Annotated in this window: 28 protein-coding genes and 1 pseudogene; 24 read left to right on the top strand and 5 right to left on the bottom strand. The window is 35.9% G+C overall.

Annotated features, from left to right (window positions below; genetic code table 11):
• Window positions 1-194 precede the first annotated feature (194 nt).
• Window positions 195-341 (bottom strand): hypothetical protein, encoded by a 147-nt coding sequence (locus ACIQX2_RS00245; protein WP_402845796.1) that lies wholly within the window; start codon window positions 339-341, stop codon window positions 195-197.
• Between the two features lie 172 nt (window positions 342-513).
• Between ACIQX2_RS00245 and ACIQX2_RS00240 the strand changes: the two genes are divergently transcribed.
• The 3 genes from ACIQX2_RS00240 to ACIQX2_RS00230 all read left to right on the top strand — a co-directional run bounded on the left by ACIQX2_RS00240 (window position 514) and on the right by ACIQX2_RS00230 (window position 3,054).
• Entirely contained in the window at window positions 514-1,053 is a 540-nt protein-coding gene (locus tag ACIQX2_RS00240) for a sigma-70 family RNA polymerase sigma factor (protein WP_402845794.1), read from the top strand.
• Window positions 1,034-2,269: a hypothetical protein gene (locus ACIQX2_RS00235; RefSeq protein WP_402845792.1), complete on the top strand. Its 1,236-nt coding sequence runs from the start codon at window positions 1,034-1,036 to the stop codon at window positions 2,267-2,269. The genes ACIQX2_RS00240 and ACIQX2_RS00235 overlap by 20 nt, the downstream gene beginning before the upstream one ends.
• 308 nt (window positions 2,270-2,577) lie before the next feature.
• Window positions 2,578-3,054, top strand: coding sequence for a hypothetical protein (locus ACIQX2_RS00230; protein ID WP_402845790.1), 477 nt, complete (start codon window positions 2,578-2,580; stop codon window positions 3,052-3,054).
• 272 nt (window positions 3,055-3,326) lie between these two features.
• On the opposite strand, the gene ACIQX2_RS00225 is transcribed toward ACIQX2_RS00230, so the two are convergent.
• A complete protein-coding gene (locus ACIQX2_RS00225) occupies window positions 3,327-3,758 on the bottom strand; it encodes an ASCH domain-containing protein (protein ID WP_402845788.1) in 432 nt (143 codons plus the stop codon).
• Window positions 3,759-4,349: 591 nt separating this feature from the next.
• Here ACIQX2_RS00225 and ACIQX2_RS00220 point away from each other — a divergent pair.
• From ACIQX2_RS00220 to ACIQX2_RS00180, 9 genes and pseudogenes are all read left to right on the top strand, one after another.
• Window positions 4,350-4,634, top strand: coding sequence for a putative quinol monooxygenase (locus ACIQX2_RS00220; protein WP_402845786.1), 285 nt, complete (start codon window positions 4,350-4,352; stop codon window positions 4,632-4,634).
• 232 nt (window positions 4,635-4,866) lie between these two features.
• A pseudogene (locus ACIQX2_RS00215) lies at window positions 4,867-5,213 on the top strand (ArsR/SmtB family transcription factor).
• Between the two features lie 11 nt (window positions 5,214-5,224).
• Window positions 5,225-6,190 (top strand): TIGR03571 family LLM class oxidoreductase, encoded by a 966-nt coding sequence (locus ACIQX2_RS00210; RefSeq protein WP_402845784.1) that lies wholly within the window; start codon window positions 5,225-5,227, stop codon window positions 6,188-6,190.
• 39 nt (window positions 6,191-6,229) lie between these two features.
• The gene (locus ACIQX2_RS00205) at window positions 6,230-7,252 is read left to right on the top strand and encodes an LLM class flavin-dependent oxidoreductase (RefSeq protein ID WP_402845782.1); all 1,023 of its coding nucleotides are present in this window, start codon (window positions 6,230-6,232) and stop codon (window positions 7,250-7,252) included.
• A gap of 100 nt (window positions 7,253-7,352) precedes the next feature.
• Window positions 7,353-7,865: a type 1 glutamine amidotransferase domain-containing protein gene (locus ACIQX2_RS00200; RefSeq protein ID WP_402845780.1), complete on the top strand. Its 513-nt coding sequence runs from the start codon at window positions 7,353-7,355 to the stop codon at window positions 7,863-7,865.
• 92 nt (window positions 7,866-7,957) lie between these two features.
• Window positions 7,958-8,674: an SDR family oxidoreductase gene (locus ACIQX2_RS00195; protein ID WP_402845779.1), complete on the top strand. Its 717-nt coding sequence runs from the start codon at window positions 7,958-7,960 to the stop codon at window positions 8,672-8,674.
• Window positions 8,675-8,848: 174 nt separating this feature from the next.
• Window positions 8,849-9,748 carry an aldo/keto reductase gene (locus tag ACIQX2_RS00190; protein ID WP_402845778.1) on the top strand — a complete coding sequence of 300 codons (900 nt, stop codon included), beginning with the start codon at window positions 8,849-8,851 and terminating at the stop codon, window positions 9,746-9,748.
• 424 nt (window positions 9,749-10,172) lie between these two features.
• Window positions 10,173-11,153: an SDR family oxidoreductase gene (locus ACIQX2_RS00185; RefSeq protein WP_402845776.1), complete on the top strand. Its 981-nt coding sequence runs from the start codon at window positions 10,173-10,175 to the stop codon at window positions 11,151-11,153.
• An 18-nt stretch (window positions 11,154-11,171) separates the two neighbouring features.
• Window positions 11,172-11,336 carry a hypothetical protein gene (locus ACIQX2_RS00180; RefSeq protein ID WP_402845775.1) on the top strand — a complete coding sequence of 55 codons (165 nt, stop codon included), beginning with the start codon at window positions 11,172-11,174 and terminating at the stop codon, window positions 11,334-11,336.
• Window positions 11,337-11,763: 427 nt separating this feature from the next.
• On the opposite strand, the gene ACIQX2_RS00175 is transcribed toward ACIQX2_RS00180, so the two are convergent.
• Complete coding sequence (locus ACIQX2_RS00175; RefSeq protein ID WP_402845772.1) at window positions 11,764-12,636, bottom strand: SDR family oxidoreductase; 873 nt, start codon at window positions 12,634-12,636, stop codon at window positions 11,764-11,766.
• 136 nt (window positions 12,637-12,772) lie between these two features.
• On the opposite strand from ACIQX2_RS00175, the gene ACIQX2_RS00170 reads away from it, so the two are divergent.
• Window positions 12,773-13,126, top strand: a complete 354-nt coding sequence (locus tag ACIQX2_RS00170) for a winged helix-turn-helix transcriptional regulator (RefSeq protein WP_402845770.1) — start codon at window positions 12,773-12,775, stop codon at window positions 13,124-13,126.
• A 252-nt stretch (window positions 13,127-13,378) separates the two neighbouring features.
• Here the strand turns inward: ACIQX2_RS00170 and ACIQX2_RS00165 are convergent, their stop codons facing one another.
• Window positions 13,379-13,936: a TVP38/TMEM64 family protein gene (locus tag ACIQX2_RS00165; RefSeq protein WP_402845768.1), complete on the bottom strand. Its 558-nt coding sequence runs from the start codon at window positions 13,934-13,936 to the stop codon at window positions 13,379-13,381.
• A gap of 461 nt (window positions 13,937-14,397) precedes the next feature.
• Here ACIQX2_RS00165 and ACIQX2_RS00160 point away from each other — a divergent pair, with 461 nt between their 5' ends.
• From ACIQX2_RS00160 to ACIQX2_RS00115, 10 genes are all read left to right on the top strand, one after another.
• Window positions 14,398-14,775 carry a CopG family transcriptional regulator gene (locus ACIQX2_RS00160; RefSeq protein WP_402845767.1) on the top strand — a complete coding sequence of 126 codons (378 nt, stop codon included), beginning with the start codon at window positions 14,398-14,400 and terminating at the stop codon, window positions 14,773-14,775.
• A 218-nt stretch (window positions 14,776-14,993) separates the two neighbouring features.
• Complete coding sequence (locus ACIQX2_RS00155; RefSeq protein ID WP_402845765.1) at window positions 14,994-15,164, top strand: hypothetical protein; 171 nt, start codon at window positions 14,994-14,996, stop codon at window positions 15,162-15,164.
• A gap of 138 nt (window positions 15,165-15,302) precedes the next feature.
• Window positions 15,303-15,557: a hypothetical protein gene (locus tag ACIQX2_RS00150; protein ID WP_402845763.1), complete on the top strand. Its 255-nt coding sequence runs from the start codon at window positions 15,303-15,305 to the stop codon at window positions 15,555-15,557.
• Window positions 15,558-15,721: 164 nt separating this feature from the next.
• Window positions 15,722-15,985 (top strand): hypothetical protein, encoded by a 264-nt coding sequence (locus tag ACIQX2_RS00145; protein ID WP_402845761.1) that lies wholly within the window; start codon window positions 15,722-15,724, stop codon window positions 15,983-15,985.
• A 161-nt stretch (window positions 15,986-16,146) separates the two neighbouring features.
• The gene (locus ACIQX2_RS00140; protein ID WP_402845760.1) at window positions 16,147-16,665 is read left to right on the top strand and encodes a YfiT family bacillithiol transferase; all 519 of its coding nucleotides are present in this window, start codon (window positions 16,147-16,149) and stop codon (window positions 16,663-16,665) included.
• Between the two features lie 396 nt (window positions 16,666-17,061).
• On the top strand, window positions 17,062-17,604 hold the full coding sequence (locus ACIQX2_RS00135) for a sigma-70 family RNA polymerase sigma factor (protein WP_402845758.1): 543 nt from the start codon (window positions 17,062-17,064) through the stop codon (window positions 17,602-17,604).
• The gene (locus ACIQX2_RS00130; protein ID WP_402845756.1) at window positions 17,582-18,586 is read left to right on the top strand and encodes a DUF4179 domain-containing protein; all 1,005 of its coding nucleotides are present in this window, start codon (window positions 17,582-17,584) and stop codon (window positions 18,584-18,586) included. The genes ACIQX2_RS00135 and ACIQX2_RS00130 overlap by 23 nt, the downstream gene beginning before the upstream one ends.
• A 211-nt stretch (window positions 18,587-18,797) precedes the next feature.
• Window positions 18,798-19,169, top strand: a complete 372-nt coding sequence (locus ACIQX2_RS00125; protein WP_402845754.1) for a YhfM domain-containing protein — start codon at window positions 18,798-18,800, stop codon at window positions 19,167-19,169.
• Window positions 19,170-19,293: 124 nt separating this feature from the next.
• Window positions 19,294-19,848 (top strand): D-glycero-alpha-D-manno-heptose-1,7-bisphosphate 7-phosphatase, encoded by a 555-nt coding sequence (locus ACIQX2_RS00120; RefSeq protein WP_402845752.1) that lies wholly within the window; start codon window positions 19,294-19,296, stop codon window positions 19,846-19,848.
• Window positions 19,849-20,043: 195 nt separating this feature from the next.
• Window positions 20,044-20,514 (top strand): hypothetical protein, encoded by a 471-nt coding sequence (locus ACIQX2_RS00115; RefSeq protein WP_402845750.1) that lies wholly within the window; start codon window positions 20,044-20,046, stop codon window positions 20,512-20,514.
• Between the two features lie 233 nt (window positions 20,515-20,747).
• Here the strand turns inward: ACIQX2_RS00115 and ACIQX2_RS00110 are convergent, their stop codons facing one another.
• On the bottom strand, window positions 20,748-21,062 hold the full coding sequence (locus tag ACIQX2_RS00110) for an ArsR/SmtB family transcription factor (protein ID WP_402845748.1): 315 nt from the start codon (window positions 21,060-21,062) through the stop codon (window positions 20,748-20,750).
• A 162-nt stretch (window positions 21,063-21,224) separates the two neighbouring features.
• Here ACIQX2_RS00110 and ACIQX2_RS00105 point away from each other — a divergent pair, with 162 nt between their 5' ends.
• A complete protein-coding gene (locus tag ACIQX2_RS00105; protein WP_402845745.1) occupies window positions 21,225-22,349 on the top strand; it encodes an NADH-dependent flavin oxidoreductase in 1,125 nt (374 codons plus the stop codon).
• The last annotated feature ends 636 nt before the right edge of the window (window positions 22,350-22,985 follow it).

Below are 22,985 nucleotides of genomic sequence, written 5' to 3'. Positions count from 1 at the left end.
AATGATGTTCAGAGGTAAAATTCTTTATGCTCCTACCATAATTAAGGTTCATATATAAAGACGCATTCCATTAAGGGATGCGTCTTCTTTTTAAGGCAATTTACAAATAATTAGAATAAAGTTCTAATTGGAATCCTTCTAAAAATTGAAATCACTAAAGTATTTAAATCGTGCAATATTTGCAAATGTGTTAATTATCTTTTTCGATTCTTTCGGTTATTTTGTTTTTCAGTTTTACTTTTAGTTTGATTTGAATCAAAGTCTTCTGCAAATTCTTCGCGATTGTCGTTTCTTGAATTTGGTTCTTTCTTCTTGAAGTTTGGTTTGCTTTTATTTGACATGTATAGTCACCTCCTAGAGTTTAATGTGCTCAGTATAGCTGGAGTTATTCAAATTGATTTGTTCTTTACCATACTTGAATGAGGGGATTTTGTGTTTGAATTTGTTTGATAGGAAAATGAAACTTTACCTTTTATCATTCCGTCTAACTGTTACTTCTGGAGGTGGATTAATATGGAAGAGAGGGATGAGGATCGATTGTTCGGTGAACTCATTCGGTTGTATGGAGAGGAGCTACTACGTTTAGCTTTTACCTATGTAAAAAATCATACGGTCTCTGAGGATATTGTGCAGGATGTTTTTATTAAAGCATTTGAGAAGAGGAAAGAATTTCGAGGAGATGCTACTTACCGCACTTATTTATATCGTATTACGATTAACAAATGTCACGATTATGTACGTAGCTGGACATATAAGAATTCAATGGTATTAGATATGCTGCATGAGGTCTTTAAAGGATCTAGTTCAACAGAGGAAATAGTTCTAAAAAACAAAGAAAAGCTTGTCATCGCTGAGTCTGTGCTTCATCTCAAAACGAAATACCGTGAAGTAATCGTCTTATATTATTATAAGGAATTTCAGATTGAAGAAATTGCGGCCTTACTACAATGTCCTCCTAATACAGTAAAGACGAGACTTAGGAGAGGAAAAGGTTTACTGAGGGACTATTTCCATGGAGAGGAGGACTATTTTCATGAAAAATTCTCCAATTAAAAAATCTATTGATACATTAATCAGTGAAGAACAGTGGTTAAGTGAAGAGTTAATAAGAAAAATGGTAAAGGGAAAGAGTAAGCACTATAAGAAATCTTCTAAACGTAAAAGAGGTAGCAGATTCCTTCCGTTAGCGGCAATCCTTTGTATATTTGCTTTTAGTTATCTTCTTTATCAATCTTCTATTCAAAAATCTATAGTAGAAACTGTAGACCCAACCGGAAATTTAGATAGCATATATACCATAGTGAATGATGATATTGACAATGATTACGTAGCAAACGTATTAAAGAGTTATTTAAGTAGCATTTATGAAAAGGATTTCAAAAGCTTAAAGCAATACTCTTTTTTCAATGAAAGCGAAGAGGATTTAAAAACATTAATATCTCGATACAGTAATGTTGATTTTGAATCTATTCGAGTGGATGCAATTATTCCAAGTCAAGCTGAACCAGGCTTTCGTATTGATTTGGTCCATCGAGAAATTGGAAATAGTCCCGTCGAGTATAAGCACTCAGTCAATTTAACTAATTTAACGGATGTGCCCTCAGCTGTTGTTTATGAAAATCTGGAAGAAAAGTGGCAGGAATACGAACCTTTTATTGCTCCTAAGTCAATATCACTGGAATATAAAGAAACCGATGTTTTCATACCAGAGGTTTCGACTTCAGCTGAATTCATAGATATTTTGCATACTGAGTTGTTAGGAGAAGGACTAGAAGTACAAATAGTTCGAAAAAATGGGAATATGTTGACCTATTTAAAAGATAGCAATGAGATCTTTGATTTGAATATTCTTACTTCACTGGAGGGGGGGAATATTACCATACAGAAAGTTAATGAACAGCTTGGTGAAAAATTAAAAATAATTGGTCTGATTGATCGAATTGAAGATTTTACATTAATCTTACTTGATGAAAATCTTGATAGATATCAAACACTTAGTTTATGGTCATCTCCAATGTATAAGGACTTAAATGGTGATGGATTAGTAGAGATAGTGTCGAATGATAAAGATGTCATTTTGTTTAAAAGCAATGGAGGTAGTTTAAGTGTAACAAATCTGACCAAAGCTATTTCAAAAAATGAATATACCGGCGAAATTCATACGGAATGGAACGATCCATATATTAAATTGACTTATAAAAACATCCAAGGGACACAGAATTTTATATATAAATTCAACGGATTAAATATGTTGGAGTTAGTAAATTAGACCCTGTTAAAAGAAAAGGTTGATTAATCCTTAATGTTTTTGGAGAACAGGTTTCCCAATAAAATTTTGAACTGGATATTTGTGTTAAAATAAATTTAAGATTGTGAAAGTGTTCACTTAAACTAACGGGCAGGTTAGTTTAAGAATCGTCTTTATGTCTTATTCCACAATCGGGCCAGATTGTTGAGTAACACCTCAAATAAATCTGGAGAATAATTTAGGTGGTATTGTGTGATTGTAAGTATTTTAACATAAGAAAATGAATTACAATTAAGATAACGAATATTGATTGTAGGTGAGAATTTCTAATGTTAGATGGTGTAGGTGGAAGGTTATTAGACTATTCTGACTTGTTTCTTGTTCAGTGTCCTAGGTGTAACAGTTGTGCGAGAATTTATACTCCAAATAGAGCAATAGGTGAAAATGAACCTAGATATTTGGGGCATGAATCGAAACGGTTGTTATGTGTCAAATGTGGATACACGAAAGATATTCACCCCAAAAGAAAATGGAATAATCTTTGGGCTATTAGTCACCAATTATATAATGTGAAACAAGGAGTAGATTGGTACTTCGGTTTGCCGTTGTATCTTCAAACCCAATGCTGTGGGCAAAAACTTTGGTTCTTTAATTACGAACATCTTTTCGGGGTTGAAAATTATATAAAAGAACGTGTAAGACCTTCTGGATTATATTATCTGAGTGCTGAAAGTAGGCTGCCAATATGGATGAAGCTTTCAAAAAACAGAGATGATGTACTTATAACAAAATTAAAATTTCTTTAATATAGATTTCATAAGATCGGCTATTTTATTATTTAACGATGGCTTTGTTTTAAGTAGGACTATTCGAAATAATGTTTCACAATATGGCGCAATTCTTGAAAAGGAATTGTGCCTTTTTTAGCAATAGGGCCATATTGTTGAATAATCATTATCTTGATCTCCGTAATCAGGCGCATTTCATAAGGCGCTTTTCAAGATCAGTTCTATACAAATTTCTGTAGAGGTAAATATTTGGAATAAAACCCCTGTATTTGAAATTAATGTATAATTTCCTATAAAATTAAAACATGCTCCCATAATCCTAGCTTTCCCTTTGCTGGAATAAATTCATCCAGCATCTCCATATCCTCAACTACCCAAGCATAACCTCCCACTATAAAGGTACCCATAAAATAGTCATTCCCTGATACGATTCGGCCATCCTCAAGAATGGCCCATGTCCCATTGTTTTCAGTTACCTTCAAACAATCTACAAGTTTGCATACAGCAATAATCTGGCCAGTTGGAAGATTCTCTGGTGTGTATCCATGCTTACCAAGCAACGACATTATGGCTATATGGTTAGAGACGTATTTATCTATTTTTTTACTTGTGTGAATGGCAAGTGGCCCCCGATAATTCGTTCTCCATGACCTTGTTTCATATGTTGCCTCTCTAAGGACAAAAAGGCTTGCCCACGGCTGAATCATTGATAAAACCTTCATTCTGACTGCCTCCAACCTATAGAAGTTTATTTTGATTATAGAGTGTCCCTTTAAAGGAATATTATGAGCAAAAGGCAGAATATCAGTTCACGGAGATCCAATTTATGAAGCATGAGTCATGACCAGTGATCATTAATATCATATATTAATCAGCGAACTATTTTTGTTGGGTTTTACAAACTCACTAGATGTGATTGGGCACAAACTTACACATGTACTGACCCAGTTCACAAGTTGGGCTAGAATATGAAAAGCAGCCTGGAGCTTTTAACGAACAGATTTAATGTGGTTTGTTATACCGATTGTGGAAGTTTACGTATCGGAAGGAATTCAACTGGTGAATCGATTCAACTAGGCGTAAGTAAAATTAATTTTTATAGTGATATGAAGTATGCATATTTTACAAAAACATGTGAAATTCTAAGTACTCTAACTAAAAAAGTAAAGAGTAACAGTTAAAAGCTTACATAACAAAAGCGGATAAGAGATTAAAAAGGGTATATTTTTTACACGATGCTGGGAGGGACATTAACTCCACTGCCACCAACTTTTAAAAGAAAGACAAACTACTCGTTATTAAGGGGGATGAAAATGGAGCATATTGTAATTACTGCTGTATTAAAACCAAAAGAAGGCCTGCAGGGGCAACTATTATCAGATCTCAAAAAGGTACAAGCGGCATCAAGGGAAGAGGCGGGTTGTATAAAGTATGACTTGCACCAATCTGAAGACCAAACTTTTGTTTTATATGAAGTGTGGGAGGATGGGGAAGCGCTGGAACACCATATTCAGTCTGCTCATTATCAGGAATACAGGAACAATATTGCAGACCTTGTTTCAACTAGAGAAGTGTATAAGCTAAAAATAATGGAATAAGTTCAAAGATGGAGTGGCGGAACCGTCGAAAAAACCTGTTATATGCAGGTTTTTTAGTTGTCTTTTTTAAGATGGGAGCTTTTCGCCGTATCTCCTTCGAAACAAATCTTTTGATTTTGACAGACCAGATGGCTAATATATAAATATCGCGAATTACCGATTTGACGTGATGCTTTCAGACCATCTATCCAGCTTACAGTGAGATAGTGATAGTCGATATAGAAAGAGGCAAATGACATTCAAGCAGGAATTGGAACGCTTAAATGATGAACAAGCCGTTGAAATTTTTAAGGCATTGTCGAACCAGACGAGGGTGAGCATTCTTCAAATGTTAAAAGATCCCGACAGTCATTTTTCACCGCAAGCCCATATTATTGCTGATGAAGATTTGAAGGCGGGGTTTGCGTAGGGGATATCCGAAGCAAGGCTGGGATTTCGCAATCCACTACTTCATAGTATTTATCGATTCTGCTGCAAAGCGTACGGGTTGAAATGAAGCGAATCGGACAATGGACGTATTATCGCTGTAATGAGGAGACGATTAAAAAGTTCGAAAAATACATTGGTTCAAAAATTTAAGGAGAATTGAAGTGAGTTTATTACAGCATCGAGCATATAACAGGTTGTACCAACAGGATAAAATGACGCTTGGTTTCGCGATTCCGACGGCAAGGATGTCCAAATATCCGAATATGGAAAATCAGCTGTCGCTTGCTCGCAAAATTGAAGACCATGGTTTCGCGGCATTATGGCTTCGGGACGTTACGATTCAGAATTTGAATATTGATGATAATGGTCAAATGTATGATGTATGGATTTATTTGACCTATCTTGCGGCCCATACCAAGGATATTGCACTTGGGACGGCGAGTGTGGTCCTCCCGCTGCGCCATCCTGTCCGGGTGGCAAAGGAAGCATCATCTATTGACCGGTTGTTTCCCGAACGCCTGATCATGGGAGTGGCTTCAGGAGACCGGGATAAAGATTTCACAGCTTTGGGAATATCCAAGCTGGAAAGTGGAGGGCTGTTTAAAAAGAATTATGCATTCCTTGAACGGCTGTTAAAGGAGGACAATCCGACAATCAACAGTGATTTAGGCATCATCGATGGAACGGATATGAGAATGATCCCCAAACCTTTTTCTTCGATTCCAACCATGGTGACAGGATTCAGCAATCAATCGATTGAATGGATCGCCCAGAATGGGGACGGCTGGATCCAGTACCCGAGGATTATCCCACAACAAACTCAATTGATTAACGAGTATCGCGAGTTGTCGGAAATTCACGCCCCAGGAGTGTTTAAACCTTTCACTCAGACATTATTTATCGATTTATCGGAAAATCCCGATTTGTTTCCTGTTCCGATTCCGTTAGGATTTCGTGTAGGGAGTAAACAGTTATTAGAAATTCTATATCAATTTCAATCCATTGGTGTCAATCACCTGGCATTTGTATTGTATTTTTCAAAGCGCCCTCCCGAGGAAGTCATCCAGGAGCTTGGAGAGTTTGTGTTGCCTTACTTTCCGACTCATGAAATTCCAGTATTAGATTAGTTTTTAAAAAAAAATTAGATAGGGGAAGAAGATGAACTTATGTCTAAACATGCAAATAAACTAAACGAAATTCCATTCTCGGTGCTTGATCTTTCACCGATAACAGCCGGAAGTACTCCTGCTGACTCTTTCCGCCATACATTGGAACTCGCACAGCTTGCTGAAAAACTTGGTTACAACCGTTTTTGGCTCGCAGAACATCATAATATGCCGTTTATCGCCAGTTCCGCCACTTCTGTGGTGATGTCCCATGTGGCAGCCGGTACATCAAAAATCAGGATTGGTTCAGGAGGAATCATGCTGCCGAATCATGCACCGCTCGTCATCGCTGAGCAATTTGGCACTCTTGAATCATTATATCCTGGGCGAATTGACCTTGGTCTGGGGCGGGCACCCGGTACAGATCAGGTGACCGCTCGTGCATTGAGACGCGACTTGGGAAGTACCGGAGATGACTTTCCTGAGCAATTAGCGGAACTCAGCGGTTACTTTGATCCATCTCTGGCACAAGGGAACCCTATAAAAGCGATTCCAGGTGAAGGTTTGAATATTCCAGTCTGGCTGCTGGGTTCAAGCGGCTTCAGTGCTCAGCTGGCTGGAGAACTTGGTTTGCCATTCGCGTTTGCCGCCCATTTCTCGCCACTTAACACTCTGGGTGCTCTACAGATCTATCGCAAGGTGTTTAAGCCTTCGAATGTTCTCGATAAGCCGTATGCGATGGTGGCATTGAATATCATTACAGCAGAAACGGATAAAGAGGCAAAGCGCCTTTTTACAACAATACAGCAGCAATTTTTGAATCTGATGAGTGGCAACCTTACACCGCTTCAACCACCGGTAGATGACATATCCGAAGTGGCCAGCAGCTACCAATTAAAGGCTCTTGAGCAGCAATTAGGCTCATCGATTGTTGGCAGCCAGCAGACGGTAAAGGACAAGCTGCATACATTTTTGGAGGAGAGCCAGGCAGATGAAATCATGGCCATTGCCCAAGTTTACGACCACAAAGCTCGCCTGCATTCATACGAGCTTCTGGCAGAAATTACAAAAAGCGAAAGGTAAAAAGGAGGACATCAGCAAGGAAACCTTTTTGATTTTTCTAGGGAATTGAATATGGATGAAACCCAACGATGCTTTTACAATTATAAGGGGGCTTATCATAATGAGCAAAAAAATCGCTACACTAATAACAGACTTATTTGAAGATGTAGAATTCACAGAACCAGCACAAGCATTTAAAGATGCTGGTCATCAAGTGATCACAATCGACATACAGGCTGGAAAAGATATTACTGGTAAAAAAGGTGAAGCAGTAAAAATAGATAAAGGAATTGGGGAAGTTAATCCTCAAGACTTTGATGCTCTACTCATCCCTGGCGGCTTCTCTCCCGATTTATTACGTGAAGACGACCGTTTTGGTGAATTCGCAAAAGCATTTATACAAGAAGGTAAACCTGTTTTTGCCATTTGCCATGGCCCACAAGTATTAATTGATACAGACCTATTAAAAGGCGTCGATATAACAGGTTTCAAATCAATAAGGAATGATCTCAAAAATGCAGGTGCTAACTACAAAGATGAAGAAGTTGTGGTAAGCAATAATATTGTAGCAAGCCGTTTTCCGGATGACATTCCTGCCTTTAATCGTGAATCCTTAAAATTATTAGCTGAATAATAGCGTACGTACTCAATAGTATCGTTTTAGAAATTAATATTTCACAATGAATTTCAATACAAAAAAGGTTTTAATAAGAAAGGGGTTTTATTATGTCATTAAATGGTAAAAGAGTAGTTGTTTTAGGGGGTACTTCTGGTATTGGTTTAGCAACTGCCAAAGCGTTTCTCGATCAATCAGCTCAAGTGATCATTGCCAGCCGTTCTGTTTCCAAATTAAATGAGGCAAAACAAGTTCTTGGTGGTAATGTAGAAGGAAATGAAATCGATTTTCGAAGCGAAGAAAAAGTAGCAGAATTTTTCAGCAAGGTTGGAAAATTTGACCACCTTGTGGTAACAGCAGGAGAAGGCGCAATGGGGCACTTTAGCGAATTGCCTGTGGCAAGTGCTAAAGAGGCGTTTGATAGTAAGTTCTGGGGGCAATATATTACCGTCCGTTCAGCACTTCCATATTTAAACAATGAGAGCTCAATCACCTTAACCTCTGGTGTATATGGCGTTCGTCCTCCTCAAGGCGCTACTACGTTAGCGGCAATCAATTCAGCCATTGAAGGATTGGTTCGAGGACTTTCCGTAGACCTTGCCCCTATTAGGGTAAACGTGGTTTCACCTGGAATTGTAGACACTCCAATCTATGCAGGAATGCCAGATGATCAGAGGCAAGCACTGTTCAACGGCATTGCACAACAGCTCCCTGTTGGACGGATTGCAAAGCCGGAAGACATAGCTGAAACCTATGTATACCTTGCTAAAAATGGTTTTACTACTGGTACGGCTGTTCTTATTGATGGTGGAGCCCACTTTGTATAATGGCCAAAATGGATGTTGAACGGAAGCTTATCACCCTGCCAAGCAGGGGTTCTAACTAAAATAGAAATAAGTTAAGTATTAAGTAATTTACTGGTGGCAATACTGCAAAAGAGTATTGCCGCCTTTTTTGTTATTAGGTACATAAAAAGATACAAAAGGAAGTGTTGATTTTTAATGAGTGTACAGGACGAAAATAAATTAACAAAAATAAAAAAATCCCTTGAAAGTCGTGTAGTTACATTGCCTGATGGAACTTCTATGCCAAGAATAGGACAAGGAACTTGGTACATGGGAGAAAATCCTCAAATGAGAGAACGGGAAATCAAAGCTTTACAACTCGGAATAGAATTAGGCATGAAACTAATAGATACGGCGGAAATGTATGGTAATGGCGATTCTGAACGCTTAGTAGGTGAAGCAATTAAAGGACGAAGAGATGACGTCTTTTTAGTATCAAAGGTGTATCCTCATCATGCAGGATTAGATATGATTGCCAAAGCGTGTGAAAACAGTCTAAAAAGGCTGGGAACCGATCTTCTTGATTTATACCTTTTACACTGGCGAGGAAGTGTGCCATTAGCAGAAACCATTGAAGGAATGGAAAATCTACGCAAGGAAGGAAAAATAGTAAGGTGGGGAGTCTCCAATTTTGATTCCGATGATATGAAAGAGTTATGGAACACCACTAACGGAAAAAATTGTATGATTAATCAAGTATTATATCATCTTGGTTCAAGGGGTATAGAGTATAATCTCTTACCATGGCAGCGAGAACATCACATGCCTATTATGGCATATAGCCCGCTAGCTCAAGGGGGTTCTTTAAGAAGACAACTGTTAACGGATCCAACCATTTTAGAGATTGCAGAAAAATACGCTGTACAACCCTTACAAATCGCTCTCGCTTGGACAATCCGTTCTAACAATTGTCTAGCTATTCCAAAAGCTGTTCAGAAAGAACATGTACTAGCAAATGCGGAAGCCGCTATTATTGAATTAACAAAAGAGGATTTAAATAGACTTGATGAAGTATTTCCGCAACCGACTAGAAAAATGCCTTTGGACATTTTATAGAAATTTCGAGGATAGACAAGAAAGAAGGGATTGAATGTGTATGTCAACAGAGGTATTGGGAAGATTTACTCCAGATGCAGCGCCGAGGAGGCTCCCGGCTCGCCGGCGGAAAGCGAGCACATGGAGTCAATTGCTTTTTAACTATGAGCCCTCCCTTCACTAAGTAGCGGAATGGTGAGATTAGCTTACTTCTTAAAGAGCTTGGAGAAAGAGAGTAAGAAAGTTTGCTGAAATCAGTTAGGGATTTCAAAAACAATTAAGGCATTTGTGTAAATACAAAACGTAATTTTTGTTATTCAGCAATAGGGCCAAATCGTATTATGTGGTTTGCCGGTTTTTCTGTTTGACTTTTTGGGGGGTACTATATTTGTAGTGAACAACATAAACATTCTATTGTAGAAAATTACTTTTATGGGAGGATTCCATGGATCAAAAGGATCAAAGTCTTCAGTTAGACCAAATAAAGCAAATGCAACAAATGTTTATAGCGAACATGCAAACTCAACCTTATCCCATGTACCCTAACTATGGCAAAATAACACGGTACGAAGAAATTCCGATAAATCTTCCTGAACAGCGCCAGCTGCGCCATCCCGGAGTGGAAAAACTTATGGTACCCCTTCCAATTATCGAAAACCCGAACTATAAAGGGAGTGGAAAGTTAACAGGAAAAGTAGCACTTATTACAGGGGGTGACAGTGGTATTGGTGCAGCAGTAGCAATTGCGTTTGCTAAAGAAGGCGCAGATGTTGCTATTTCATATTTAGATGAACATGAGGATGCAAATAGAACAAAAATGAGGATTGAACAACTCGGACAACGTTGTTTTCTAATGCCTGGTGACTTGCGAGACAAACAACAGTGCATCTCCATTGTAGAACAAACAGTAAGTACGTTTGGGCGTCTCGATATTCTTTGTAATCACGTTGGTATCCAATTCCAACAACTAAGTCTCCTTGACATTACAGACGAGCAATTCGAGGACACCTTCAAAGTTAATATATACTCCCATTTTTACACAACAAGAGCAGCGCTTCCTCATTTAAAACCAGGCAGCTCAATTATTGGCACTTCTTCAGTGGTCACGTATGTAGGTGAGAAGCAAATGATTGATTATACGGCCACAAAAGGCGCAATAGTTGGTTGGACACGTGCCTTGGCTAAAAATGTCGTGAAACAAGGGATCCGAGTCAATGCCGTCGCCCCCGGCCGAATTTGGACCCCACTAATTGCAGCAAGTTTCTCGTCAGACCAAGTCGCTGTATATGGAGCATTTAATCCAATGGAACGAGTTGCCCATCCATTTGAACTCGCACCAACCTTTGTCTATCTTGCTTCTGATGATTCTCGTTTTGTTACTGGTCAAGTTCTTCATGTTGATGGGGGAGAATCCACACATTCCTAATGGAAGGGGGTTAACATTTTGAGATACGAATTTAATCCAGAAGTATTTCTATTGCTAGTAAACCATTCAAATGAAAAAGTAACGATGGTCTATATTGAGGATTCCTGGCCCATGCCAAAAATAGGACCGAGACCACCATACTATTGCTACCCAAATTACGAGCTGAATTATCCAATAATGTAATAATACACAAAAAGGCTTCTATAAACAGTGTGGAAGCCCATTCGACATTTCTCTTAGGGTTTCAATTACGATAACTTTTAATTCACCCATTTAAACTAATATGAAAATAGAATAACGGTTTTAAAACGACAGTTGTCCTTCCGATATTGAATATTTGATAACCAAGGCTTTCTTATCCAAGGGTCACTTTGGGTGAGGAGATGCATAAAATTTATGAATGGACGCTTTATTAATACATCCTTATACAACTAACGTGTGCTTTACTTCTAGAAGGGGTAAAGCCTTTTTTCTTATTAAACTAAAGAAGCAGTTTAGTTCAACAAACAATAATGTTGATAAAACTAGGGTAATTATATATATCCCTAGTTTTTTTAAAAGTAATAAAAAACCGACCCTATTTAGAACAAACAAGGTCGGTTCAGTTCAATTATTTATTTTGGGTAATTCCATTTACAATTTGAGTAAGTGCCTCTTTGATTGGCGTAGTTGGACGACCAAGAACTTTTTCTAAATCATTACTCTCTAAATCAAGTGAACCTTCTCTAATGCTTTTTTGTATATCAACAAGAATTGGAATAACAAATTCTGGTACACCAGCACCTGTCATAATATCGGCATAAGTGGAGTCATCCACTTGTTGAACTATTACTTCTTTTCCTAATACTTCACCAACAGCTGATGCTAATTCTTCCTGAGTCAATGGTTTACCACAAAGCTCGTATATGGTATTTTCGTGTCCTTTGCCAGAAAGTACTGCAGCAGCAACTTCTGCATAATCTTGTTGAGTTGCCCAGCCTACTTTTCCTATTCCGGCAGATGTCACCCAAGGAGCTCCTGCTAGTACACCTTGAATACTTGCAATTTCATTTTCCAAGTACCAGTTGTTCCGTAGAAAAGTGTATGGAATACCTGTTTTCAAAATTACTTTTTCTGTAAAACGGTGAACTTCAGCAAGGGATAATTTGCTTTCTCTTATATTTGCCAAACTTGTATAAGCGATAAATTTAACTCCAGCATACTCAGCAGCTTTGACTGCGTTGCCATGCTGACGAATTCGCGTTTCATTGTCTCCATCAGCAGAAATAATTAATAAGCGATCAATTCCTGCAAAAGCAGAATCCAATGTTTCTGGATAATCAAAATCTCCATGTCGAACTTCTACTCCACGAGCTCGGAATCCTTCTGCTTTCTCTGGTTTACGCACACTGACAGCTAATTGACTTGCTGGTACAGTCTCCAATAACTTATCTACAACCTTAGTGCCGAATTTCCCTGTTGCTCCTGTTACTAATAATTTCATTATTTATCTCTCCAATCTTTTTATTTGATTTTTAAGCCTAGTCTAATATTATAGTGTTAGACATTTATTTAAAAGTAGTCATTTTTTTATAACATAGTCTCAAAAATAGTACCATTAAGAAAGAGAGGCATTTATTATGGCACGAAGTTGGTTCGGTGATCCTCCAGAGGAACAAATTGAGGGAATAGAGGTTTGTCCAGTTACTCAAGCTCAAGACATAATTGCAGGGAAATGGAAAATCATCATTCTATGGTATTTAAGCATACAGACAAGAAGATTTAATGAACTTCAAAGATTGTTACCTAATATTTCAAAAGGAATACTGACACGTCAGTTGCGAGAATTGGAAGAAGACCAAATGGTTCACAGAGAAGTATATAAAGAAGTTCCTCCTAAAGTAGAATACTCGTTAACACCTTTGGGACAAAGTTTTATCCCTATACTGCAAAGTATGGGCGAGTGGAGTAAAAAACATTTAGTGAGTAAATAAAAAGAAAATCCATCATTACATATTTAAATGCTTTATATTCAACTAACTTGCACTTTAGTTATATATACGCTTTCCGAAATAATCAATCTTTATTACAAATAAGCCCTATACTTGTATTAAAAATAGCCCCTTTGAATAGGGGTTGTAACTTACTATTAGAATCAACATTTGTAGCTGTATTATTCATCCTTTTTCCAAACCCAACATTAAAACTATGATTTCATATTAAGTCTATTAAGCTCTATACCAACCTTAATCAGTTGTCTTCTTTTTAATTTTTATCCAAATAGGTGAAATAATAATTAATAACAAGATAATAGAGATATTCAAAGAAGTCATAGATACTTTTTGGAGAACACCAAAGACTACTGCAACCTCAAGGATTACTGCAGGTATTTTACCTATAGAGCTAGCAATCATAAAGAGTCCTCCACTGATAGTTGTCATGGAAGCACCTGCCGTAACTAACCCGGATGGAACAAACGGTAGAAGTCGAAAAAGAATAATTAGAATAAATATATTTTTAGGAGAGCTAATTTTCATTACTTTAAAAAAAGAATTATTTAACCATTTAGAACGAATTTTAGAGAAACCCCAACGGTATAGGTGAAACCCGATAAGCGCTCCAAGAATTTCTCCTATAAATGTAAGTACGGAGCCTAATACTAAACCCAGAGTGTTGATGTTGATTGCTGTGATAAAGAAACTTGGCACAAAGCCGATAGCCCCAATGCCTAAGTTTAAGATAAGTAAACAGAAAAATTTAAGTGCTATGTTCAGTAATGGAATGAGTTGTATATATTCATGCAAAGGTTATAAGCCACCTATCGTTAAGAAGTAAAAATTTCCTTTTTCAATTGTTTACTCTTTGTTTATACTATCATCGTACATCATGATTCTAAAGGTTGGAACTTTGTGTGTTATAGAAAATGAAGCTGGTATAGCTTTATTTAAGAAAAGTGAATCAGAGATTGAAGGCATAAAAAGGAATTTACTCATGGTAGATAACAAATTGTATAACGAGTATTTTATGTCCACGTGAAAATGAAATGGAATTGTTAAACCCTACTTTAATGGAGAAAGAAATATTAAACATTATGCTGATCCCTTTTGATGCATCGTCAATGGAAGTGGGTGCTTTACTTCAATAAGAATTTTACAATAAAAATAAAATACCATCTGTAAAACATCCGCTTGGATGTTTTACAGATGGTATTTTTTATTGTATGATAACATACAATACGATTAGATGGTGAGAGGATGGTAAGAAGATGGCGGAAACAGAAAAGATAACAATCAACATGAATGTTGTGGATTTAGGGAAAGTTGATTTATTAGTTGAACAAGGGTTTTATTCTAATCGTACAGACTTTATTAAAACAGCTATCCGTAATCAATTATCAGTTCATGCAAATGTTGTTGATAATATAATTACAGATAAATCATATTTAATGGGAGTAAGTCTATACAGTAGGGAACGGCTTGAGAAAGTAAAGGAACAAAACAAAATACTAGATATTAAAGTAGTTGGAATGGTGATCCTTGCAGATGACATTGACGAGGAATTAGCAACTAAAACAATAAAATCTTTAAAAGTATTTGGGGTACTCAAAGCAACTCCAGAGATAAAAAAAGTATTAAAACAATGATGCATTATTCAACTAACCGTTCAGGTTAGTTGAATAAGCAAAGAGAAAAGAAGCGTCTCTGTTCTTCTTAAACTAACGGGTGCTTTAGTTCAACAAGACCATCATTACGATGGTCTATTTTTATGTCCAAAACATTAAGTTGATCTCAGAAATGCATTGTGAAATGTTACACTTAAACTAATGGGGCAGGTTAGTTCAATAAGAAAAGAGGGAGAATAATGCGTTCTACTAAAATAATGTTACTTGGCATTGCAATAATGATTTTAGGTTTCTGGATACAAGAATATGGTGGAATATTGCGTGGTGATAAAGAGTTCTTTATTGTAACTGGTGGATTTGTATTTACGTTAATCGGATTATTTCTAAAGGATAAGTCTGAAAAAGTATAGATCAAGTGCTCAATTAACGGGTTCTTTAGTTAAAGAAGCAGGCTTTTTTGAAAAGATCTAGGAGTACTTGTTATGGAGAATCATTCAAGTATTGGGTAGGTTAATTAAAGGAAATTGTTATGAGAGAGGGAAATTCAAATGAATTTAAAGCATTTTCTTTCTGGTGTTTCAGTAGTGTTTGCGGTTATTCTGTTTAGATTAATTGATGAATATATAATCGACATGCCTACATTAATTGGAGCATTAATGGTAGCTCTGTTTGCAGCGGTTGTTATTAAAGTTATTCAATCTATATCAACATTAGATAGAGAACTAAAGAAGCCTACATATTTGATCTTATGGATAATAGCTTTTGTCTGTATATTAGGTTCATTTTATTTCTTTGATTTGTAATAATAGAACTCAGTATGCAGAACTTCTATAACTAACGGGTGCTTTAGTAAAAATCATGGGGTTGCCATTGGTAACTATTTTTCTTATTGAACTAACGAAGCAGGTTAGTGGAATAAGAAGGCATACTTAAAGAAGGGTTTGCAATTGAGAGGGAGTAGAAGTTCGTGGATAGGAAAAAGAACCATTACTTTTATATTGTCATTGGATATATAGGTACTTTCTTAATTATGATTGCTGGTATAAGGTACATTTTAATCATAGATGATGTCATAGGACGTGGACTCATAACGTTTGGACTTATTTTTATTCTAAGTAGTTTCAGATTTATGGAATCCAAATTTCTTACAGTAAAAGAAAGTCGAATTGTTAATTGGTCATTCTTTAGTGTGACGGCAATCATTTTTGCAATTGGTTTTACTTACGTATAAATATCGCCTTAATTGAATCATTTTCAACTAACGGGGCAGTTTAGTTGAAGAACATATATAGGTGTAAAGGATTTTAAGAAATGATGTAGAATTATATATTTTTATACATTTCATTTAGTTAACCCAAAAAATTTCAAGGGATTTTATAGGAGGAATAGTAGATGGATATGAAATATCCAATTGGAAAATTTCAATTTGATGGTGAGATTACTAAAAGTGTTACAATGGACTGGATAAATGAGATTGAAGAATTACCAAGTTTATTACAAGATGCTGTAAAAGACTTAGATAATGAACAGCTTGATACACCTTATCGTTCAGGAGGGTGGACTGTTCGACAAGTAATACATCACCTTGCAGATAGCCATATGAATGCCTACGTTCGCTTTAAATTGGCTCTTACAGAAGAAAAACCTGTAATTAAGCCTTATGACGAAACGAAATGGGCGGAACTTTCTGATTATAAATTGCCAATTGATATTTCACTATCACTGCTCGAAGCATTGCACAAACGCTGGACAAACCTTTTACTTAGTTTAAGTCCTGCGGATATGGAAAAGACATTTAAACACCCAGATTCAGGGGAAGTTTCAGTAGGTAAAAATATAGGAATCTACGCTTGGCACGGTAGACATCATCTTGCACATATTACTTCTTTGTGTAGTCGTAAGAGCTGGTAAAGGTCTTTGTGAACTATTACACTTAAAGTAACGGGTGCTTTAGTTGAAGAACCTTGACAATGCCGCTCTGTTTCTCGTTCAACTAAAAGGTTCTGTTAAAGTTAGAAAAATAATGAAAATTAAAGGAAAATTAAAGAATGGGAAAAAATAAGAAATTTATGTACAAAAAAATATAACAAACCTCGTTCCCTTGAATTTAAACGAGGTTTGTTAGTGAATTTTAAATATAATATAAGAAAATAGAGGTTATAAAAAATGAGAAGATGGGGGTACTTTTGTATAAATATTACAAAAGTACCCCCTTTTTTATATAAAAGTAATTAGTTCTATTTTATTTCAAAAAAGTGCATCTTTTTTTTTATGTACGCTCTCTAATAGATAGGATGGTGAGAAAAGATGACGGTTAACGAAAAGAAAGTAAAACTATCAATAGAAGGGGATCAAGAAGCACTGCTGTTTTTACTTAAACAAGAAAAAGAGAAACTTTATAGGACTGCTTATAGTTATGTTCGTAATCAGGCAGATGCTCTAGACATCTTCCAGCAAACAGTGTTGCTAGCAATTGAATCCATTCATCAGTTACGAGAGCCAAAATATTTCACGACATGGCTGATGAAAATTTGTATCAATGTATCAATTGGTGTACTTCAAAAACAAAAGAAAGTGATCTCTCTGGACAACCAAAAATTTCAATCCATCTCCACCGAAATAGCAACATCTGATGAGAAGTTGGATCTACTCGATGCAATTTACCGGTTAGATGAAAAATATAAAACAGTACTTCTTTTAAAATATTATGAGGATTTTACTTTTGAGCAAATTGCAGAGTTACTTGGCGAACCGATTGGTACAGTCAAATCTAACGGTAAGAGAGCATTAGCGAAAATTAAAAAGACATTAAAAGGAGTGTACTTAGATGAACGAACAAAACCGATTTAAAGAGGCAATCAATGAAATTCCTGTTCCTTCTAAAGAATTAGATACTATTTTGTCAGACGCTTTTAAAAAGGAGAAGAAGGAAGTGAAATTTCCCTTCAAACGAATGGTTAAATATATGGCAGCAGCCGGGATTCTATCGTTTGGTACAATTTCAACTGCATACGTATCACCTGCATTTGCTAATTTTGTTACACAAATTCCGGTAATTGGATACGCATTCGACTATTTCATTTCTCAAGAAGACTATTATCAAGCTTATGAGGACGTCAGTACAGACATTGGTTTAGTTGAAAAAAGCAATGGTATCGAAATAAATATTGAGCAAGCTTTTTTCGATGGAAATACGGTAACACTATCATATGTAGTACGAACTAAAGAAGATTTAGATTCATTTCCATATTTCGAGGCTCTACCAATAAATTTAGGTACAGGTGGCTATGGTGGAAATTATGTGGATGGTGTTGGTTACGTTGGCATGATGAATTTATCTGTGCCCGGTAAGAAAGATACGGTGAATTTAGATTGGAGTCCTAAGGCTATTGTTACAGACAAACAAACAATTAAAGGTAACTGGAATTTTAAATTTTCATTAAATAAGCTAGAAGGAAAACAAATAGCAATTAATGAACAGGTGACTCAAGATGGTGTAACAGTCAAGTTAATCGATGCTGTCAAAACGGAAGTAAATTTAACGATTAATTATTTGCAAGATGTTGATACTTCTATGGATGAAAACTGGATAGCAGTAGAAGCGGAATTAAGTGCTGTTGACAATTTGGGCAATAAATATAAAGTGCCTTATAACGGGGGGATTGGGACAGAGGGTGGTGACTCGAGTGAAGATATTACATGGGATGCAACAATCCATGATCTTGACCCCGAAGCAAGATCCATTACGTTTTATCCATTTGCCCATGTAAGTAATAGTCAAGGCGATAATAAACGAATTGATTTCGATACAATTACGATTGAATTAAATTAAATATTTTTGCGGTAGTATCCTCAACTTTCAAATATCGAATTTGTTGTTATATGAACAATGTGAGGGGTTGCACTTAAACTAACGGGTGCTTTAATTCAAGAAGGAGTAAAGCCTTTTTTATTGAACTAAAGACGGCAGGTTAGTTCAATAAACGAAGATAAATGTGTAACTTTATTTGCTTGAACATGTCTAATTATATGGGGGTGCTTCGTTGAATAGATTGTCTCTGTTATTGATAGCTATGGTATTTACTTTGTTTTTCCTTGGTGGATGTTCCACTAAAAATATTCAAAGAGTAGATGTTTACGAAATGGAAAGCTTTTCGGATATCAAAAAAGATTCATTGACCTCGTTTACAGATTCAAAAGTTGTTAATGATTTTGTAAAGGCGTTCAACAATGCTGAAAAAATGCCAGGTATAGTTGATATGGGTAACCCTGAGTATAAAGTTGAATTTGGTGAAGAATCCTATTTTCTTTGGATAAGTGAAGAAAGTGGCACGATAATGAATTTAAAAGATACTCATACCATCTATGTCCTTTCAAAAAGTTCAGCAAAAACGGTTAATGATTTATTAAACTAACGGATGCTTTAGTAAAAAATCATGGGTTGCCATAGGCAACTCTTTTTCTTATTGAACTAACGCAGCAGGTTAGTTCAATAAGGGTGGATATTTTAACAGGTATTGAGAGGAAGGAGATACAGAAATGAAAGCTATTTTTCTAGACCGTGATGGAACAATTGGAGGTACTGGAGGAGGAGTGCATCCATTTGATTTTTCTTTGTATGATTTTGCTCCTAAAGCTATAAAATTGCTCAATGAACAAGGAGTTAAAGTATTTCTTTTTACAAACCAAACAAGAGTAGGCAGAGGATTTTTTACAGAAGAAGATTTATTAGAAGGATTTAAAAGGATGGAAGATGAATTATCATTCCATTCTGCATTTTTAGATGGTATATACTATTGTCCTCATAAACCTGATGATGGTTGCGAATGCCAAAAACCTAACATTGGATTATTGTTAAGAGCTAAAAAAGAACATAATCTAATACTTGAAGAATGTTACGTTGTTGGCGATACGGGTGGTTCAGATATGCTAGCTGGCTACAAAGCAGGAACGAAAAACGTATTAGTAAAAACAGGATGGGGAGAAGGGTCACTGACTAAGTATCGCAATCATTGGGAAGAGGTAGACCCGGACTATATAGCGGATAATTTAATAGACGCAGTAAATTGGATTTCAAATGATTTAAAACAATGAAGAAGAACAGGAGAGTTATTCAACTAACGTGTGCTTTACTTCAATAAGAGGTAAAGCCTTTTATTATTAAACTAGGGATAGTGCGAATAGACATGGGTAAAATAATACAAAAATCAATAAAGGGTGATTTACCTGAACAAGTTTATTCTACTTATATTTATTTATACTGTGATTTGTGGAGCATATTACGGAAAAATGGATGCAAACGCTAACTTTCAACCTAGAACTATTGAAGAAAGTTATCTTGAAATTGGATATAAACCTGTCGGGGAAGCTTTAAGTGATTTTGCACAAAATTATAAACAGGATTTACAGCTGCCATTGAGAGTCCCTCCTGTTATCTTTACTCACGTATTTGCACGAACTAATGTTGGTAGTCATGATATTTTTGAAATGGAGTACATAAATGAGCAATCATCTATGAACAAATTCATGATCAATGTAGCATTAAAAGATAAATCAAAATTTGAAATACTGGATAAAGAAGTAATAAAGGAATTTAGGCTCAAGGATGGAAGCACTGCATACTTGTTGAGTATAAGAGGTGCAAACTTATTGGTTTTTGAAAAAGATAATTTACAATATAGGTTTAGTATGGATAAAAGAATGTCTGAAAATATTACTCCAGAAATTTTAGTTCAGATAGCTAATTCTATTGATAATTGAATCGAATTAAAAATTTCTTATATTCAACTAACGGATGCTTTAGTTAAACAAGTGGCTGCCTTTAACGGGAGCTTTTTTATTGAACTAACGGGGCAGTTTAGTTCAAAAAGAGAAGTGGAATTTTTTCTCTGCTATAGGCGACACTCATTTTATGTGGCTTCCTTGCTGTCACAAAGATGGCAGGAAAAAGTGGTCAACTATCTCTAGTTTGACCACTCTTATTTAAATAATTATTATAGTTCTGTTTTCATGAAGTTATTTAACTCAGAAATTTTTTCTTCATTTCTTCTATAGTATGTCCACTGTTCGTAGCGTTCCGATTCCAGTAAGCCTACTTTCTGCATCATTGATAGATACTGAGATACGGTGGATTGAGAAAGATTAACTTTTTCCTGTATGTCACCTACACAAACCCCACCTTTTATTTTATCCCCCTTTGGCAAGTGAGCTTGTTGTACTGGAAAATTCTTTTCAGGTTCCTTTAACCATCGCAGTATATTTAACCTTGTCTCATTCGAGAGCGCTTTAAAAATATCAATAGGTTCCATATGCATATGTTATATCGGAATATAACGATAAGTCAAGACGCATAGCTTAGCAGGTCCATAAGGCTTCTTTCTTGCATATTCATTTACGATGTATTATCATCGTTTAATCGGTATATATCGATATACAAAAAGAAGCAAATATAAAAATTGGAGGATATAAAAATGAACAGTAAATACGATAAGTTATTTGAACCGTTTACTTTTGCATCAGGTGTAACGATTGATAATCGCATTATCATGTCACCTATGACAACTGATTCAGCTTTTGAGAATGGGATGGTTACGACAGATGAACATATCTACTACAAACGTAGAACAACTGGTCTTGGTGCAGTCATTACTTCTTGTGCACACGTAACAGAAGATGGTAAATTTGCTGGCTCATTGAGTGCTTCATCAGATAAGTATATTGAAAGTCTTGCAAAACTAGCTAGAACAATCCAAAGTACAGGTACAAAAGCCATTTTACAAATTTTCCATGCGGGTCGAATGGCTCCTTCGTCTTGGCTTAGAGGAGTTCAACCTGTAAGTGCCAGTGATATCCCGCATGTTCGTGAAGGTGCAGAGACTCCAAGAGCATTACAAGAGGAAGAAATTCGCGAAAAAATTGAGGCTTTTGGTGAGGCGACTAGAAGAGCTATTCAAGCAGGTTTTGATGGGGTAGAAATTCACGGAGCAAACACTTACTTAATTCAACAATTTTTCTCCCCGCATTCTAATCGTAGAAATGATCATTGGGGTGGAACGCTAGAAAAACGAATGAACTTCCCACTTGCTGTTGTACAATCTGTAAAATCAGCAATCGAAAAACATGCTGACAAACCTTTTATTTTTGGTTATCGTATTTCTCCAGAAGAGATAGAAGAGCCAGGGATTACACTTGACGATACCTTGTCCCTATTAATGGAATTAAAAAATCAAGGGCTTGATTATATTCATGTTTCAGTTGGTAGTGTGGCACAGAGTTCGCTTCGTAATAAGGAAAGTGATACACCAACTATTAACATTATTAATGAAAAAATTGGAGCTGAGATGCCGATTATTGGAGTTGGTTCTATAATAACACCAGATGATGCATTGGAAGCATTGGAAGAACTTAATCTTCCACTTGTGGCAATTGGAAGAGAGCTTATTGTAGAGCCTGATTGGATTGAAAAGGTGAAAACAGGGAAAGAAAGTACAATCCGTACAGAGATTTATCCGGAAGACAGAGAAGATTTAGCATTGCCTGATGCTATGTGGGAATATATACAATCTAGACCTGGCTGGCTACCAATAGTCAAATAAATAGATATAAGATAGATATAAAATCTAATAAAAACAAAAATGTGAAACATTACTTATTGTAATGTTTCACATTTTTGTTTACTGAAATTTCGAAGTTTATTTGATAACTAAACCTTGATTTGTGGTATCATCTCTTTCTGATCAATAGTGCCGACAATCGGCAAGTTACCTTATTACTAATAAATTCTTTTTTGAATTAAAAAAACGATAAGACTGATGATTAACAAAAAGATATGATAAGTTCCAAATTTAAACCCTACCGTATTCTTCTAACTAAAGGGCCGATTGTTGAATAAGCTTCACTTTTCTTCTTCAACTAACGGGTGCTTTACTTCCAGAAGGAGTAAAGCATTTTTCTTATTTAACTAAAGCAGTAATTTAGTTGAACAATGATTAGAATAGTAGAACAAAATTAAATAATATTAGACATTTGAATAAAACGGGGATTTTTTACTACCAAGAAAATTATAATTAACAATAGAGTTTTATGAAAAATTAGGTTTTATACTTTATAAAAGATAATAAAGCAGCTTTATTGAATTAAAGAAGAGAGTTGGATTGGTTTATAGGAAGGGAAGGATCAGAAATTCCTTGCCACGTTTCATAAAAACATATTGCATTTAATGTTGATTTAGA

The sequence above is a fragment of the Psychrobacillus sp. NPDC096623 genome (assembly GCF_044762655.1).
Taxonomy (GTDB): domain Bacteria; phylum Bacillota; class Bacilli; order Bacillales_A; family Planococcaceae; genus Psychrobacillus.
This window is presented reverse-complemented; position numbering and strand designations above follow the sequence as displayed.

Coding starts and splice junctions, on each gene's coding strand:
- ACIQX2_RS00245 (WP_402845796.1), bottom strand. CDS start 341: ATGTCAAATAAAAGCAAACCAAACTTCAAGAAGAAAGAACCAAATTCA.
- ACIQX2_RS00240 (WP_402845794.1), top strand. CDS start 514: ATGGAAGAGAGGGATGAGGATCGATTGTTCGGTGAACTCATTCGGTTG.
- ACIQX2_RS00235 (WP_402845792.1), top strand. CDS start 1,034: ATGAAAAATTCTCCAATTAAAAAATCTATTGATACATTAATCAGTGAA.
- ACIQX2_RS00230 (WP_402845790.1), top strand. CDS start 2,578: ATGTTAGATGGTGTAGGTGGAAGGTTATTAGACTATTCTGACTTGTTT.
- ACIQX2_RS00225 (WP_402845788.1), bottom strand. CDS start 3,758: ATGAAGGTTTTATCAATGATTCAGCCGTGGGCAAGCCTTTTTGTCCTT.
- ACIQX2_RS00220 (WP_402845786.1), top strand. CDS start 4,350: ATGGAGCATATTGTAATTACTGCTGTATTAAAACCAAAAGAAGGCCTG.
- ACIQX2_RS00205 (WP_402845782.1), top strand. CDS start 6,230: ATGTCTAAACATGCAAATAAACTAAACGAAATTCCATTCTCGGTGCTT.
- ACIQX2_RS00200 (WP_402845780.1), top strand. CDS start 7,353: ATGAGCAAAAAAATCGCTACACTAATAACAGACTTATTTGAAGATGTA.
- ACIQX2_RS00195 (WP_402845779.1), top strand. CDS start 7,958: ATGTCATTAAATGGTAAAAGAGTAGTTGTTTTAGGGGGTACTTCTGGT.
- ACIQX2_RS00190 (WP_402845778.1), top strand. CDS start 8,849: ATGAGTGTACAGGACGAAAATAAATTAACAAAAATAAAAAAATCCCTT.
- ACIQX2_RS00185 (WP_402845776.1), top strand. CDS start 10,173: ATGGATCAAAAGGATCAAAGTCTTCAGTTAGACCAAATAAAGCAAATG.
- ACIQX2_RS00175 (WP_402845772.1), bottom strand. CDS start 12,636: ATGAAATTATTAGTAACAGGAGCAACAGGGAAATTCGGCACTAAGGTT.
- ACIQX2_RS00170 (WP_402845770.1), top strand. CDS start 12,773: ATGGCACGAAGTTGGTTCGGTGATCCTCCAGAGGAACAAATTGAGGGA.
- ACIQX2_RS00160 (WP_402845767.1), top strand. CDS start 14,398: ATGGCGGAAACAGAAAAGATAACAATCAACATGAATGTTGTGGATTTA.
- ACIQX2_RS00155 (WP_402845765.1), top strand. CDS start 14,994: ATGCGTTCTACTAAAATAATGTTACTTGGCATTGCAATAATGATTTTA.
- ACIQX2_RS00150 (WP_402845763.1), top strand. CDS start 15,303: ATGAATTTAAAGCATTTTCTTTCTGGTGTTTCAGTAGTGTTTGCGGTT.
- ACIQX2_RS00140 (WP_402845760.1), top strand. CDS start 16,147: ATGGATATGAAATATCCAATTGGAAAATTTCAATTTGATGGTGAGATT.
- ACIQX2_RS00135 (WP_402845758.1), top strand. CDS start 17,062: ATGACGGTTAACGAAAAGAAAGTAAAACTATCAATAGAAGGGGATCAA.
- ACIQX2_RS00130 (WP_402845756.1), top strand. CDS start 17,582: ATGAACGAACAAAACCGATTTAAAGAGGCAATCAATGAAATTCCTGTT.
- ACIQX2_RS00120 (WP_402845752.1), top strand. CDS start 19,294: ATGAAAGCTATTTTTCTAGACCGTGATGGAACAATTGGAGGTACTGGA.
- ACIQX2_RS00115 (WP_402845750.1), top strand. CDS start 20,044: ATGGATGCAAACGCTAACTTTCAACCTAGAACTATTGAAGAAAGTTAT.
- ACIQX2_RS00110 (WP_402845748.1), bottom strand. CDS start 21,062: ATGGAACCTATTGATATTTTTAAAGCGCTCTCGAATGAGACAAGGTTA.
- ACIQX2_RS00105 (WP_402845745.1), top strand. CDS start 21,225: ATGAACAGTAAATACGATAAGTTATTTGAACCGTTTACTTTTGCATCA.